This is a genomic window from Halomonas sp. IOP_31, from assembly GCF_021151495.1.
GTDB classification, from domain to species: domain Bacteria; phylum Pseudomonadota; class Gammaproteobacteria; order Pseudomonadales; family Halomonadaceae; genus Modicisalibacter; species Modicisalibacter zincidurans.
Genome location: NZ_JAIRBP010000034.1, coordinates 1 through 13,096 on the forward strand (window position 1 = coordinate 1; position 13,096 = coordinate 13,096).

Consider the following 13,096-nt stretch of genomic DNA (forward strand, 5'->3'; position numbering starts at 1 on the left):
GCTGCTCGTTTTGAGAATATTGGCCACAGAAGCCCGTAAGTAGGCATCATGATGGTGCAAAAATCTGCCGCGGCAGGCGGCGTCCATTGTCTGCCGACGCTAAGTCCGACAGGCTGCTAGATGACTGAACTGACCAACGCCACCCTGGCCGGATTCGACGCCGCCGTCGCCACGCCGCGCTACGACCGTTCGCGAGTCACTCCGGGCATCGTCCACATCGGCGTGGGCGGCTTCCATCGTGCCCACCAGGCGATGTATCTCGACGAGCTGATGAACCGCGGCGAGGCGCTCGATTGGGGGATCGTCGGCGTCGGCATGATGCCCGGCGACACGCGCATGCGCGACGCCCTGGCCGCTCAGGATCATCTCTACACGCTGGTGGTCAAGCACCCCGACGGGCGTTACCAGCCGCGGGTGATCGGCTCGCTCGTCGACTATCTCTACGCCCCCGAGGAGCGCGAGGCGGTGATCGAGCGCATGGCCGATCCGGCGACGCGGATCGTCTCGCTGACCGTCACCGAGGGCGGCTACAACGTTCACCACGTCACCGGCGACTACGACCTGGCCAACCCCGATGTCGCCCACGATCTTGCCGAGCCCGATGCGCCGCGCACTACCTTCGGACTGGTGGTCGCCGCGCTCAAGCGGCGTCGCGTGCGGGGCATCGCGCCGTTCACCGTGATGTCCTGCGACAATATCCAGGGCAACGGCGACGTCGCCCGGCGCATGTTCACCGCCCATGCCCGGGCGCTGGACGGCGAGCTGGGCGCCTGGGTCGAGGCCGAGGTCAGCTTCCCCAACGCCATGGTCGATCGCATCACCCCGGTGACCGCGCCGGCCGACATCGCGGCGCTCGCCGAGCGTTTCGGCGTCGAGGACCGCTGGCCGGTGGTCTGCGAGCCGTTCACCCAATGGGTGCTCGAGGATCATTTCCCGCTCGGCCGCCCGCCGCTCGAGAAGGTCGGCGTGCAGATGGTCGACGACGTGATTCCCTACGAGCTGATGAAGCTGCGGCTGCTCAACGCCAGCCACCAGGCGCTGACCTACTTCGGCTATCTGGCCGGCTATCGCTACGCCCACGAGGTCTGCCAGGACCCGCTGTTCGTCGACTTGCTGCTCGACTACATGAACCTCGAGGCCACGCCGACGCTGTCGCCGGTGCCGGGGGTCGATCTCGACGACTACAAGCGCACGCTGATTGCGCGCTTCGCCAACCCCGAGATCCGCGATACCCTGGCGCGGCTGTGCGCCGAAAGCTCGGATCGCATCCCCAAGTGGCTGCTGCCGGTGATTCGCGAGCAGCTCGAACGTGGCGGCGAGATCAAGCGCAGCGCGGCGGTGGTGGCGAGCTGGGCGCGCTACGCCGAGGGCCAAGACGAACGGGGCGAGCCGATCGAGGTGGTCGACCGATTGAAGGACGAACTGATGACGCTGGCCGCCGACAACCGCCAAAACCCGCGTGGGTTCATCGGCAATCGTCAATTGTTCGGCGAACTGGCCGACGACGAGCGCTTCTGCGCGGCCTATCTCGATGCCCTCGAGCGGCTGCATCGCGATGGCGCGCGGGCCACCGTCGAGGCGCTGGTGGGCTCGCGCTGATGTTCATCGCCAGCCGCGGCGGCTACCCTGGTACTGGTTGGCGCCGGCGGCGTCGGGATCGCCAGGGTTGCCAGGATTGAAAGGATTGAAAGGGGAGCAAGGCATGTATCTAGGCGTGGATTGCGGCACCCAGAGCACCAAGGTGGTGATCGTCGACGCCGAGCGTGGGACGATCCTCGGCGAGGGCAGCCGGGCGCACCAGCTGATCGAGGGCGACGGCGGGCGCCGCGAGCAGTCGGTCGACGACTGGCTGGCCGCGCTGCGCGGCGCGTTCGCCGACGCGCTGGCCGAGGCGGGCATCGACGCCCGCGCGATTCGCGCCATCGGCGTCTCCGGCCAGCAGCACGGCATGGTCGCGCTGGACGCCCGGGGCGAGCCGGTCTACCCGGCCAAGCTGTGGTGCGACACCGAGACCGCGCTGCACAACGAGCACCTGATCGAGGCGCTGGGCGGCCGCCAGGGCTGTCTCGACAAGCTCGGCCTGCTGCTGCAGACCGGCTACACCGCGTCCAAGGTGGCCTGGCTGCGCGATACGCACCCCGAGGCCTACCGGCGCATCGACAGCCTGCTGCTGCCCCACGACTATCTCAATTTCTGGCTGACCGGCGAGCGGGTCACCGAGTGCGGCGACGCCTCGGGCACCGGCTATTTCGATACCCGCCGGCGCGCGTGGCATCATGAGGCGTTCAAGGTCGTCGCCCCGGAACTCGATCCGAATACGGTGCTGCCGCGGCTGATCGACTCGTCGGAGCCGGTCGGCCGGGTGCGCGCCGAGGTGGCCCGCGAGCTGGGCCTGAGCAATGACGTGCTGGTCGCCAGCGGCGGCGGCGACAACATGATGGCGGCGATCGGCACCGGTAACATCGCCCCGGGGCTAGTGACCATGAGCCTGGGCACCTCGGGCACGGTTTGCGCCTACGCCGAGGAGCCGGTGATCGACGCCCAGGGCATGGTCGCCAACTTCTGCGCCAGCAGCGGCGGCTGGCTGCCGCTGGTGTGCACCATGAACGTGACCTCGGCGACCACCCGGGTACGCGAGCTGTTCGGCTTCGACGTGGCGACCTTCGGCGAACGCGTCGCCGCCGCGCCGGTCGGTGCCGAGGGGGTGATGGTGCTGCCGTTCTTCAACGGCGAGCGAGTGCCGCCGCTGCCCCACGCCAGCGCCAGCTTCGTCGGCCTGACCAGTGTCAACACCAGCGCCGACAACCTGTGCCGGGCGGTGGTCGAAGGGGCGACCTATGGCATGCGCTATGGCCTCGAGCTGCTGGGTCCGCTGGCCGACCGGGTCAGCGAGATCCGGCTGGTGGGCGGCGGCGCCAAGAGTCCGGTGTGGCGGCAGATCGTTGCCGACGTGCTGGGCGTCGAGGTGGTCTGCCCACGGCTCACCGAGGCCGCGGCGCTGGGTGCGGCGATCCAGGCGGCGTGGTGCGACGCCCGGCAGCGCGGCGAGGGCAACTCGCTGGCCACGCTCTGCCAGCGGCTGGTGAGTCTCGATGCCGACACCCGTGCCCGGCCCCGCAGCGAGGCCGCGACGCGTTATGATGAACGCTACCGTGGCTATCGTCAGGCGCTGGCCGAACGCTACGACGTGCCGGCCTGAGGCCGGCGCCGAGCCCATTGATCGACAGAAGGATGATCCCATGAGTCAACTCGACGCTCTCAAGAAGCTCTCTCTGGTCGTCGCCGACACCGGCGACCTGGAAGCCATTCGTCGTTATCAGCCCCACGACGCCACCACCAACCCGTCGCTGATCCTCAAGGCGTTCGATCTGCCCGGTCATCAGGCGCTGATCGACGAGACCCTCGACGCCGTCAAGCGCGAGGTCGGCGATCCCGCCGCGCAGGTCGAGCAGGCGGTGGATCGGTTGTCGGTAGCGATCGGCCGCGAGATCGCCGAGCTGGTGCCGGGGCGCGTGTCCACCGAGGTCCCGGCGCGGCTGTCGTTCGATCGCCAGGCGAGCATCGAGAAGGCCCACCAGCTGATCGAGCTCTACGAACGCCACGGCGTGGGCCGCGAGCGCATCCTGATCAAGCTGGCGTCGACCTGGGAAGGCATCCGCGCCGCCGAGACCCTCGAGCGCGAGGGCATCCAGTGCAACCTGACGCTGCTGTTCAGTGACGCCCAGGCGCGCGCCTGCTTCGATGCCGGCGTGCACCTGGTCTCGCCGTTCGTCGGCCGGGTCACCGACTGGTTCAAGAAGGAAACCGGTCAGGATTATGCTCCGGAGCAGGACCCCGGCGTGCAGTTCGTGCAGGGCGTCTGCCGCTATGCCAGCGACTTCGGCTACGACACCGTGGTGATGGGCGCGAGCTTTCGCACCACCGGGCAGATCCTGGCGTTGGCCGGCTGCAACCGTCTGACCATCTCGCCGGCGCTGCTCGAGGAGCTGGCCGCCAGCGAGGGCGAGGTCGAGCGCAAGATCACCGATGTCGGCGATGCCACCGAACGGTTGCCGGCGCTGACCGAGCCGGAATTCCGCTGGGGCCACAACCAGGACGCCATGGCCAACGACAAGCTGGCCGAGGGCATCCGGCGCTTCGCCGACGATCAGGGCAAGCTCGAGAAGCTGCTCGCCGAGCGTCTGCGCGGCTGAACCCGGTCGCTTCCGGCCATGAGAAATCCGGCGCAAACCGGCTTTTTGCCATCAGCCGGTCATGCGTGCAGGCGGCGCGACTCAGTCGTGCCAGATATCGGCGACGAGCTCGAACGAGCGCCGGCGATCGGCGGCATCAAAGACGTCGGTGACCAGCATCAGCTCGTCGGCGCCGGTCTGCTCGATGAAGCGCTCGAGCCCCGCGCGCACACTCTCCGGCCCGCCGACCACCGCCGCGCCCAGATGCTGGGCGACCGCGGCCTGCTCGTGGGGCGTCCAGTCGAGGCTTTCCACCGGCGGCTGGGCGCGGGTGCTGCGCCCGCGAATCAGGTTGAGGAACTTCTGCTGCGCGGTGGTGGCAAGATAATCGGCGTGGGCGTCGTTGTCGGCGGCGATCAGCGGCATGCCGACCATCGCATAGGGCGCATCGAGCACCGCGGACGGCCGGAACTGCTCGCGATACAGGCGCAGCGCCTCGAACAGGTAGCCCGGCGCGAACTGCGCGGCGAAGGCGAACGGCAGGCCGAGCCGCGCGGCGAGCTGGGCGCTGTAGCCGCTCGAGCCGAGCAGCCAGATCGGCACGTGGGTGCCCTGGCCGGGCACCGCGCGCACGCGCTGGTCGGGCAGGGCATCGCCCAGGTAGCGGCGCAGCTCGTCGAGCCGCTCGGGAAAGTCGCTGACCCCGGCGCGCGGGTTGCGGCGCATCGCCGCCATGGTCGCGCCGTCGGAGCCCGGCGCGCGCCCCAGGCCCAGGTCGATGCGCCCGGGGTAGAGCGTTTCCAGGGTGCCGAACTGCTCGGCGATCACCAGTGGCGGATGGTTGGGCAGCATGATTCCGCCGCTGCCCACGCGGATGCGCCGGGTGGCGCCGGCGATGTGGCCGATCAGCACCGAGGTTGCCGCACTGGCGATGCCGTCGATGTTGTGATGCTCGGCCAGCCAGTAGCGGTTGAAGCCGAGTTCGTCGACCTGGCGGGCCAGCGCGGTGCTGTCGGCGAAGGTCTCGGCGATGCTGCCGCCCTGGCGGATCGGCGCCAGGTCGAGCACGGAAAGCGGGGTGTTGGCAAGTCGGGGCATGGTGTCCTCAAAGTGGATGCGACGCTCTCGTTAGCGTCTTAATAATCCTCTTGTGGGGGCGCGCTGCCACGAACTCAAGCGTCAGGCGCCCCGCGTGGCGAAAACCGCCGGCTGTGCTCAGGATACGAACTGGAAATACGCCCAGACGGCGAATGCCAGCAGTGCCACCGCGCCAACCGGCTTGGAGTGTCGTCGCCAGAGTCGTGTGGCGCTATTGCCGACCAAGGCCACCAACAACGCCAGGCCGAAGTAGCGGATGCCGCGGGCGATCAGCGCGGCCAGCAGGAACAGCGGCAATGGGTAGTGGCTGGCGCCGGCCACCAGCATGGCGATCTGGAAGGGTATCGGCACGATGCCCACGGCGAGGATCGCCTGAAAGCCGTTGGCGTCGAAGCGGCTCTCGAAGTTGCTGTAGGCCTGCTGCCCGCCGAACAGCGAGATCAGCGAATCCCCCCATTGCGTCATGGCCAGGCCGCCCAGCCCGTAGCCGATCAACGCGGCAGTCAGGTTGCCGGCCAGCGCTACCGCGGCCAGGCGCCACTTGGCGCTGGGCTGGCTGATCATCCACGGGATCAGGATCAGTTCGATGGGAATCGGCACGATCAGGGTTTCGAGAATCGAGGCAAGGAACAGCAGCGCCATGGCGTGGCGCGACGTCGACAGGCGTTCGAGCCAGGCGGTGGCGGAAGCCAGTGAGGTGAACGAGGGTAAGGACATGGCGGAGCCCGCTGGCGTGGCGCATCTCGGCCTGTGAACGAACGCGCCGGTTGATTGCTATAGCGGGAAGAGTAATGGCAAGCTGGCGCTAACGCGACTCCAAGGAAAAGGAAATCCTCAATGGCCAACTCTGGACGGCAGCGCGTCTTCACCATTTCCGCCTTGATCATCATCGCCCTGGTGGCGGTGGGCGCCGCCTTTCCCAGCCAGTTCGGCGCGGTGGCCGACGCGGCCCTGAAGACGATCGGACGTTACTTCGGTTGGTTCTATCTGTTTTCGGTGTTCGGCTTCGTGCTGTTCCTGGTCTGCCTGGCGTTGAGCAAGTACGGCAAGATTCGCCTCGGCCCCCAGGACAGCACGCCGAGTTACAGCTTCTTTTCGTGGGTCGCCATGTTGCTGGCGGCCGGCTTCGGTGTCGGCCTGGTGTTCTATGGCATGGCCGAGCCGATGACCCATTATCTACGTCCGCCGTTCGGCGATGTCGAACCCGAGTCGGTCGCGTCGGCGCGTTATGCCATCCAGTACAGCTTCTTCAACTGGGGCATCCATCAGTGGGCGGCATTCTCGATCGTCGGCCTGATCATCGCCTACTTCCAGTTCCGCAAGGGCCAGGCCGGCCTGGTCTCGTCGGTGCTGTCATCGGTCACCGCCAAGCGTCCGAAATTGCGCAAATGGACGCCGGCATTGGATATCTTCGCCGTGGTGGCGACCATCATGGGGGTGGCGACCTCGATCGGGCTGGCCGTATTGCAGATCAATGGCGGTCTCAAGGCGGTGTTCGGCGTCGAGGAAAACGCCTTCTGGAAGTTCGCGATCATGGGCGCGATGTTCGTCTGCTACATGGCGTCGGCCTGGGGCGGTCTGGACAAGGGCATCAAGCGTCTATCAAACATCAACCTGGTGCTGTGCTTTGCGCTGATGTTGTACGTATTGATCGCCGGGCCGACATTGGCGATCCTCAAGACGATCACCCTGGGGATCGGCGATTATCTGCAGAACTTCATCGTCATGAGCCTGCGCACCTCGCCATATGACAACAGCACCTGGGCCAATGAGTGGACCATCTTCTACTGGGCCTGGGTCATCGCCTGGTCACCGTTCGTGGGCACCTTCGTCGCCCGTATCTCGCGGGGCCGCACCATCAAGGAATACGTGTTCGGCGTGCTGATCATGCCGCCGTTGCTGGCCACCCTGTGGATCGGGGTGTTCGGCGGTGCGGCGCTCAACATGGAGTTGACCGGCGACGTCGGCCTGGCCGCCGCCACCGACCAGAACATCACTTCGGCGCTGTTCAAGATGTTCGAGCTGATGCCGTTCACCGAGGCGCTGTCGCTGGTCGCCCTGCTGCTGATCTTCATCTTCCTGGTGACCTCCGCCGACTCGGCGACCTACATTGTCGCCCAGATGACCGATGGCGGTTCGATCAACCCGCCGCTCTACAAGCGCATCGCCTGGGGACTATTGATCGCCGCCATCTGTCTGACGTTGCTGATCGCCGGCGGGTTGAAGGGGCTGCAGTCGGCCTCGGTGCTCTCGGCGCTGCCATTCACCTTCATTATCTATGGCATGATATTCGTGCTGATCAAGGAGTTGCGCTCCGACCGCAAGGCGATGCTCACCGCGCTCTATCGCCGTCATGGCGATACCCCGGTCGGCGCCGACGTCTTCGAGGCCGACGAACTCGCCGAAGCCGATCGCTACCGCCGCGCCCCCGGTGTGGTCAATCGGCGCATCAATACCCGCGAAGGCAGCTGATTGTCGTGATTGGTCCAGGTGCACCAACGCCCGGCCTCGGAGGCTTTTTCACACAGCCTCCGAGGGACGGCTCTGGGGGCGGCGCTCGTCTGCGCCGGGTCAGCCCAGGTCGTTGACCAGCAGCGCCTCGACGGCTTCGATACGCTCGTCGAGCTTGGCCTCGTCGGGGGCGAGTATGGTGATGTGGCCGAGCTTGCGGCCCGGGCGCGGCGCCTTGCCGTAGTCGTGCCAGCGCGTTCCCGGTACCGCGAGTACCGCTTCGCGTTCCGGCAGGGCGCCGATCACGTTGAGCATGGCGCACGGCGTCAGCCGCTCGGTGGCGCCCAGCGGCAGCCCGGCGATCGCCCTCAGGTGATTCTCGAACTGGCTGGTGGTGGCGCCCTCGATGGTCCAGTGCCCGGAGTTGTGAACCCGCGGGGCGATCTCGTTGGCCAGCAGGTCGTCGCCGGCAACGAAGAATTCGAAGGCCATCACGCCAACGTAATCGAGCCGCTTGAGCACCCGCCCGGCATAGTCCGCGGCCACGCGCTGCAGCGGATGATCGGCCAGCGCAATAGAGCAGTGCAGCATGCCCTGGCGATGCTCGTTTCTGACCAGCGACCAGACTCGCGTCTCGCCGACAGGGTCGCGCACCGCGATCAGCGAGACCTCGTGATCGAAGTCGACGAAGCCTTCCAGGACCAGCGGCACCTCGCCCAGTTCGGCGAAGGCACCGCTGACGTCGGCGCGCTCGCGCAGCACCTTCTGGCCCTTGCCGTCGTAACCCAGGGTGCGGGTCTTGAGTACCGCGGGCAGGCCGATCTCGGCGATCGCGTCGTCCAGCTCGGCCTGGCTGTCGATGCGCGCCACCGGCGCCACCGGGATCTCAAGCTCGCCAAACAGGGTCTTTTCGGCCCAGCGGTCACGTGCGATGGCCAGCGCCTGGGCGGGCGGGTAGGCGGGGCGCTGCTCGGCGAGGCGGGCGACCACCGCCGGGTCGACGTTCTCGAATTCGAAGGTCAGCGCATCGCTTGAGTCGACCAGCGCGGTGAGCGCCTCGGCGTCGTCCCAGGCGGCGTGCAAGTGGCGACCGTGCAGTGCCGCACAGGGCGCGTCGCCCGGGTCGAGGAAGGTGAAGCGAGCGTCGAAGCCGGCGCCGGCTTCGGCGAGCATGCGGCCCAATTGGCCGCCACCGACGATTCCGATACGCATCGATCAATTCTCCCCTGACAAGGACGGCCGCGGGTCCGGCGCGTCGAGCACGGCGCGGGTCTGTTCGGCCCGGTAGTCTTCGAGGGCGGCGCGGATCTCGGGATACTTGTTGCCGAGCATCGCCGCCGCCAGCAGCGCGGCGTTGATCGCCCCGGCGCGGCCGATCGCCAGCGTGCCGGTGGGAATGCCGGCGGGCATCTGGACGATCGACAGCAGCGAGTCGACGCCGCTGAGCATGCTCGACTGGACCGGCACGCCGAGTACCGGCAGTACCGTCTTGGCGGCGGCCATGCCCGGCAGATGAGCGGCGCCGCCGGCCCCGGCGATGATCACTTCGAGGCCGCGCTCGGCGGCGCCAGCGGCGTAGTCGAACAGCAGATCCGGCGTGCGGTGCGCGGAAACCACCTGGATCTCGTGTTCGATGCCCAGTCGCTCGAGGGTCTCGGCGGTGTGACTCAGCGTCGACCAGTCCGATTTCGATCCCATGATGACGCCTACCAGTGCGCTCATGCTGCCTCCGCTTAGATTGCTGTCGCGCGGTTCGCCCGGCGCGTCTGCGAGGCGGGCCCGGCGACCGTTAAAACAAGCGACGCAGTATACCATCGCCGGCACGCCAGGGCATGCTACATCACGGGAAGGCCGCGACGAGGGCGAAGCGCGCGACCGGCTCGCCGGCGACCTCGACGGTCTCGACGAACATCGCCAGTGGCCGCACCCAGAGTCCATAGCTGCCGTACAGCGCGCGGTACACCACCATCGGTTCCGTGCTCTCGCTGTGATGGGCCAGACCCAGCACCTCGTAGCTCTGGCCCTTGTAGTGGCGATAGATGCCCGGTACCGGGCGGGATGCTTCATGATGCATCAAAGGACTCCTCGCGAGTGGCGGTAGCGGCTTCACGGCGGGCGCGCTCGGCCAGGCGGGCCAGGGTCCGCGAGGCGGCGACGAAGCCGAAGCTGCCGGTGACGAAGCTCGCCGCGCCGAAGCCGCTGGCGCAGTCGAGCCGGGTCGCCTCGCCGAGCCCGGGTTTCTGCAGGCAGACCTCGCCGTCGCCATCCGGATAGATCAGCTGTTCGTCAGAATAGACGCATTCGACGCCGAAGCGGCGCTTGGGATTGCGCGAGAAGCCGAAATCCCGGCGCAGCCGGGCACGCACCTTGGCGAGCAGCGGATCATGTTCGGTGCGACTCAGGTCGGCGGTGCGAATCCGCGCCGGGTCGGTCTGGCCGCCGGCGGCGCCGGTCACCGTCAGGCCCAGCTTGCGGCGCTTGCACCAGGCGATCAGCGCCGCCTTGGCGAGGACGCTGTCGATGGCATCGATGACGTGATCGGCGTCCTCGGGAATGCGCGCTTCGAGATTGCCGGGGGTGACGAAGGCGTTGTCGGCGATCACCTCGAGCGCCGGGTTGATCGCCCGAAAGCGCTCGGCGAGCACCTCGACCTTGGGCCGGCCGATGCTGCCGTCCAGGGCGTGCAGCTGACGGTTGACGTTGGACACGCAGACGTCGTCGAGATCGATCAGCGTCAGCCGGCCTACCCCTGAGCGGGCCAGCGCCTCCGCCGCCCAGCTGCCCACGCCGCCGAGGCCCACCACCACCACGTGGGCGCGCTGGAAACGCGACGCCGCCCGGGCGCCATAGAGGCGGCGAATGCCGCCGAAGCGAAAGGCGTAATCGTCGCTCATGACAGCGCCTCGCAGGCATGGGGGGCAGCGCAAGCGTCACCACCGCAGTGGACCAGCAGGCTTGAGGGATTGTGCATCGCGACCAGGGTATCGTCCTGGTAGACGATCGGCAGACGGTCGTCGAATGTCGTCGCTGGACTCATCAGGGCACTCGAAGTAGCTGCAACAGGGACGGGCATTGTCGCCGCCCCGGCCCCGCCCTGTCACCCTCGACAGGCGTGCCGCGCCAGGCCGACCACTGGCTGAATCAGGGGCGGCTGACGCCCCCCGAGTGATCGATGATCGTGCCAAGGTCGACTTTCCGCCGCCTGGGCGTTGCGGCATGATAGCCGGCTAAGCAGCGCCCGCAACGCCGTGGCGTTGCCCAACCAGAGCCGCGCGGGTCAGCCCGCCTAGCAGTCTGTCGGATTTGACCGATCGTCGCGAGAAAAGCGGATTTCGAGACAAGTTGATCGATCTGATGAGGCGAATAGCGCGCTATTTAACGAATCAGAGCGAATGAAATTGGCCGAAAGCCCGGGTTTCGCAGCAGATCAGCGTTAAGTCCGACAGGCTGCTAGCGGCCGTCGTCCATCCGGACCTTTCAACGCCTAGGACACGTCATGTCGATCTTCGAACGCATCAACCGTCTGTTCCCCGTGTGGGCCGTGCTGCTCGCGGTCGTCGCCGCCTTGCTGCCCGAGCTGTTCAGCGGCCTGGCCGGCTACATCAAGACGCTGCTGGTCATCATCATGTTCGCCATGGGGCTGACGCTCTCCAGGGACGACTTCGCCCGGGTGGTCAAGTCGCCCAAGCCGATCGCCGTGGGCGTGGTGCTGCAGTTCCTGATCATGCCGATGGCGGCGCTGCTGGTCTCGCTGATGCTGGGGCTATCGCCGGAGTTGACCACCGGCATGGTGCTGGTGGGTGCCACCGCCGGCGGCACCTCGTCCAACGTCATGACCTGGCTGGCTGGTGGCCACGTGGCGCTGTCGGTCTCGATGACCATGGTCTCGACGCTGATCTCGGTGTTCGCCACGCCGTTGCTGACACTGCTGCTGGTCGGACAGAGCGTCGACGTGCCGGTGGCCGGAATGCTGATGAGCATCGCCCAGCTGGTGGTCGCGCCGATCGTGCTGGGGGTGGTGATCCATCATCTGCTCGGTAGCCACATCCAGCGCGTCGAGCCGGCGCTGGCGACGCTGGCGATGGCGGCCATCGTGCTGATCATTGCCATCGTCGTTGCCCTCAACGCCGGCAGGCTGGCCACGCTGGGTCCGATCGTCGCGCTGGCGGTGGTCCTGCACAACGCCATCGGCCTGGGCGGCGGCTATGCGCTGGCCCGGGCGCTGCGCTTCGACAAGCGCACCGCGCGCACCATCGCCTTCGAGGTCGGCCTGCAGAACTCCGGCCTGGCGGTGACGCTGGCCAACCAGTTCTTCACCGCCACCGCGGCGCTTCCCGGGGCGCTGTTCTCGGTCTGGCACAACGTTTCCGGCTCGCTGCTGGCGGGCTACTGGAAGCGCCGCCCGGTTGGCGACGAGGCCGAGCCGGCGCTGGCCCCGCGCTGAGCGACCGGCGATCCGCCGTTAGCACGTGACGGATCGCTTGAGGGGAATCGGGGCCGGGCATGCTAGACTGCCCGGCTCTTTCATCTAGCGTCTTCATTCAGCGTCCTGCTTGGGTCACCGAGTCAGGGTCCAAGCCCGGTGCGTACGAGCCTATGGTCGATCGTGATAGCGAGCCTTGTCGTCAGCGGGGCGCCCAGCGCGGCGAAGACGTCTCGGGCGATGCTCCGCGGCGCAAACCGTTCAACGCCCGGGGCAGCTTCGTGACGCGCTGCGAGGCGTGTCGGCTGCCCAGCCTCAACTGCCTGTGCCCCTACAAGGTGGCCGCCGCCAGCGAGACCCGCGTGTGGCTGTTGGCACACCCCTACGAGCATTACAAGCCGACCAACACCGGGCGGCTGATCGGCGATATTCTGGACACCACCGAAGTCTTCACCTGGTATCGCACGGCGCCCGACCCGACCCTGCTGGCGCGCCTTGCAGACCCGCGGTTCGCGCCCTTCGTGGTGTTCCCCGACGACCAGCCGGACTACGCCGCGCGCGTGGTCAGCCCCGACGCCGTGCGCGCCGCCAAGCGCGAGGGGCGCATTCCGGTGCTGATTCTGCTCGACGGCACCTGGCGCCAGGCGCGGCGAATCTTTCGCAAGAGCGCCTATCTCGAGCGCTTGCCGGTATTGCCGTTGCACAGCGAGCGCGCGACCCGCTACCGGCTGCGCAAGCCGGCCTCGAGTGCGCATTTGTGTACCGCCGAGGTCGCCGCCGAGCTGCTTCACCAGACCGGCGACGGCAAGGCGGCGGCGACCCTCGACGACTACTTCGACGCCTTCAACGACAGCTACGCGGCCAGCCGCCGGCACGGCAAGCTCGAGGCTCCGACCGCGCCGATGCAGCGGCTGCTGGCAAGGCGCTAGCGCCGATAAACCACTCAGCGAAC

13 protein-coding genes are annotated in these 13,096 nt (G+C 67.5%); 6 read left to right on the forward strand and 7 right to left on the reverse strand.

Annotated features, from left to right (window positions below):
• Window positions 1-120 precede the first annotated feature (120 nt).
• The 3 genes from K7I12_RS14590 to tal all read left to right on the forward strand — a co-directional run bounded on the left by K7I12_RS14590 (window position 121) and on the right by tal (window position 4,193).
• On the forward strand, window positions 121-1,599 hold the full coding sequence (locus tag K7I12_RS14590) for a mannitol dehydrogenase family protein (protein ID WP_231664543.1): 1,479 nt from the start codon (window positions 121-123) through the stop codon (window positions 1,597-1,599).
• A 103-nt stretch (window positions 1,600-1,702) separates the two neighbouring features.
• Window positions 1,703-3,199, forward strand: a complete 1,497-nt coding sequence (gene xylB / locus K7I12_RS14595) for a xylulokinase (RefSeq protein ID WP_231664544.1) — start codon at window positions 1,703-1,705, stop codon at window positions 3,197-3,199.
• Between the two features lie 40 nt (window positions 3,200-3,239).
• Window positions 3,240-4,193, forward strand: coding sequence for a transaldolase (gene tal, locus K7I12_RS14600; protein ID WP_031384570.1), 954 nt, complete (start codon window positions 3,240-3,242; stop codon window positions 4,191-4,193).
• Between the two features lie 81 nt (window positions 4,194-4,274).
• Here the strand turns inward: tal and K7I12_RS14605 are convergent, their stop codons facing one another.
• Window positions 4,275-5,270 carry an LLM class flavin-dependent oxidoreductase gene (locus tag K7I12_RS14605; RefSeq protein ID WP_031384569.1) on the reverse strand — a complete coding sequence of 332 codons (996 nt, stop codon included), beginning with the start codon at window positions 5,268-5,270 and terminating at the stop codon, window positions 4,275-4,277.
• 117 nt (window positions 5,271-5,387) lie between these two features.
• Window positions 5,388-5,987 carry a YqaA family protein gene (locus tag K7I12_RS14610; RefSeq protein ID WP_231664545.1) on the reverse strand — a complete coding sequence of 200 codons (600 nt, stop codon included), beginning with the start codon at window positions 5,985-5,987 and terminating at the stop codon, window positions 5,388-5,390.
• Between the two features lie 120 nt (window positions 5,988-6,107).
• Here K7I12_RS14610 and K7I12_RS14615 point away from each other — a divergent pair, with 120 nt between their 5' ends.
• Window positions 6,108-7,742, forward strand: a complete 1,635-nt coding sequence (locus K7I12_RS14615) for a BCCT family transporter (RefSeq protein ID WP_231664546.1) — start codon at window positions 6,108-6,110, stop codon at window positions 7,740-7,742.
• A 99-nt stretch (window positions 7,743-7,841) separates the two neighbouring features.
• Here K7I12_RS14615 and K7I12_RS14620 read toward each other — a convergent pair whose 3' ends face one another.
• From K7I12_RS14620 to K7I12_RS14640, 5 genes are all read right to left on the reverse strand, one after another.
• Window positions 7,842-8,933, reverse strand: a complete 1,092-nt coding sequence (locus K7I12_RS14620) for a 5-(carboxyamino)imidazole ribonucleotide synthase (RefSeq protein ID WP_031384566.1) — start codon at window positions 8,931-8,933, stop codon at window positions 7,842-7,844.
• Window positions 8,934-8,936: 3 nt separating this feature from the next.
• Window positions 8,937-9,443 carry a 5-(carboxyamino)imidazole ribonucleotide mutase gene (gene purE, locus K7I12_RS14625; protein ID WP_231664547.1) on the reverse strand — a complete coding sequence of 169 codons (507 nt, stop codon included), beginning with the start codon at window positions 9,441-9,443 and terminating at the stop codon, window positions 8,937-8,939.
• A 118-nt stretch (window positions 9,444-9,561) separates the two neighbouring features.
• Window positions 9,562-9,795: a DUF1653 domain-containing protein gene (locus K7I12_RS14630; RefSeq protein WP_031384564.1), complete on the reverse strand. Its 234-nt coding sequence runs from the start codon at window positions 9,793-9,795 to the stop codon at window positions 9,562-9,564.
• A complete protein-coding gene (gene tcdA, locus K7I12_RS14635) occupies window positions 9,785-10,615 on the reverse strand; it encodes a tRNA cyclic N6-threonylcarbamoyladenosine(37) synthase TcdA (protein ID WP_031384563.1) in 831 nt (276 codons plus the stop codon). The genes K7I12_RS14630 and tcdA overlap by 11 nt, the downstream gene beginning before the upstream one ends.
• Window positions 10,612-10,758: a hypothetical protein gene (locus K7I12_RS14640; RefSeq protein WP_160171098.1), complete on the reverse strand. Its 147-nt coding sequence runs from the start codon at window positions 10,756-10,758 to the stop codon at window positions 10,612-10,614. Before K7I12_RS14640 ends, tcdA begins: the two co-directional genes overlap by 4 nt.
• 459 nt (window positions 10,759-11,217) lie before the next feature.
• Between K7I12_RS14640 and K7I12_RS14645 the strand changes: the two genes are divergently transcribed.
• Complete coding sequence (locus tag K7I12_RS14645) at window positions 11,218-12,165, forward strand: bile acid:sodium symporter family protein (RefSeq protein ID WP_031384562.1); 948 nt, start codon at window positions 11,218-11,220, stop codon at window positions 12,163-12,165.
• 152 nt (window positions 12,166-12,317) lie between these two features.
• The gene (locus K7I12_RS14650) at window positions 12,318-13,073 is read left to right on the forward strand and encodes a tRNA-uridine aminocarboxypropyltransferase (protein WP_051907514.1); all 756 of its coding nucleotides are present in this window, start codon (window positions 12,318-12,320) and stop codon (window positions 13,071-13,073) included.
• Window positions 13,074-13,096 lie beyond the last annotated feature (23 nt).

Excerpts from the sequence above, each read along its gene's own strand:
- K7I12_RS14640 (WP_160171098.1), bottom strand. The coding sequence starts at position 10,758 with ATGAGTCCAGCGACGACATTCGACGACCGTCTGCCGATCGTCTACCAG.
- K7I12_RS14610 (WP_231664545.1), bottom strand. The coding sequence starts at position 5,987 with ATGTCCTTACCCTCGTTCACCTCACTGGCTTCCGCCACCGCCTGGCTC.
- tcdA (WP_031384563.1), bottom strand. The coding sequence starts at position 10,615 with ATGAGCGACGATTACGCCTTTCGCTTCGGCGGCATTCGCCGCCTCTAT.
- purE (WP_231664547.1), bottom strand. The coding sequence starts at position 9,443 with ATGAGCGCACTGGTAGGCGTCATCATGGGATCGAAATCGGACTGGTCG.
- K7I12_RS14645 (WP_031384562.1), top strand. The coding sequence starts at position 11,218 with ATGTCGATCTTCGAACGCATCAACCGTCTGTTCCCCGTGTGGGCCGTG.
- xylB (WP_231664544.1), top strand. The coding sequence starts at position 1,703 with ATGTATCTAGGCGTGGATTGCGGCACCCAGAGCACCAAGGTGGTGATC.
- tal (WP_031384570.1), top strand. The coding sequence starts at position 3,240 with ATGAGTCAACTCGACGCTCTCAAGAAGCTCTCTCTGGTCGTCGCCGAC.
- K7I12_RS14630 (WP_031384564.1), bottom strand. The coding sequence starts at position 9,795 with ATGCATCATGAAGCATCCCGCCCGGTACCGGGCATCTATCGCCACTAC.
- K7I12_RS14590 (WP_231664543.1), top strand. The coding sequence starts at position 121 with ATGACTGAACTGACCAACGCCACCCTGGCCGGATTCGACGCCGCCGTC.
- K7I12_RS14650 (WP_051907514.1), top strand. The coding sequence starts at position 12,318 with ATGGTCGATCGTGATAGCGAGCCTTGTCGTCAGCGGGGCGCCCAGCGC.
- K7I12_RS14615 (WP_231664546.1), top strand. The coding sequence starts at position 6,108 with ATGGCCAACTCTGGACGGCAGCGCGTCTTCACCATTTCCGCCTTGATC.
- K7I12_RS14605 (WP_031384569.1), bottom strand. The coding sequence starts at position 5,270 with ATGCCCCGACTTGCCAACACCCCGCTTTCCGTGCTCGACCTGGCGCCG.
- K7I12_RS14620 (WP_031384566.1), bottom strand. The coding sequence starts at position 8,933 with ATGCGTATCGGAATCGTCGGTGGCGGCCAATTGGGCCGCATGCTCGCC.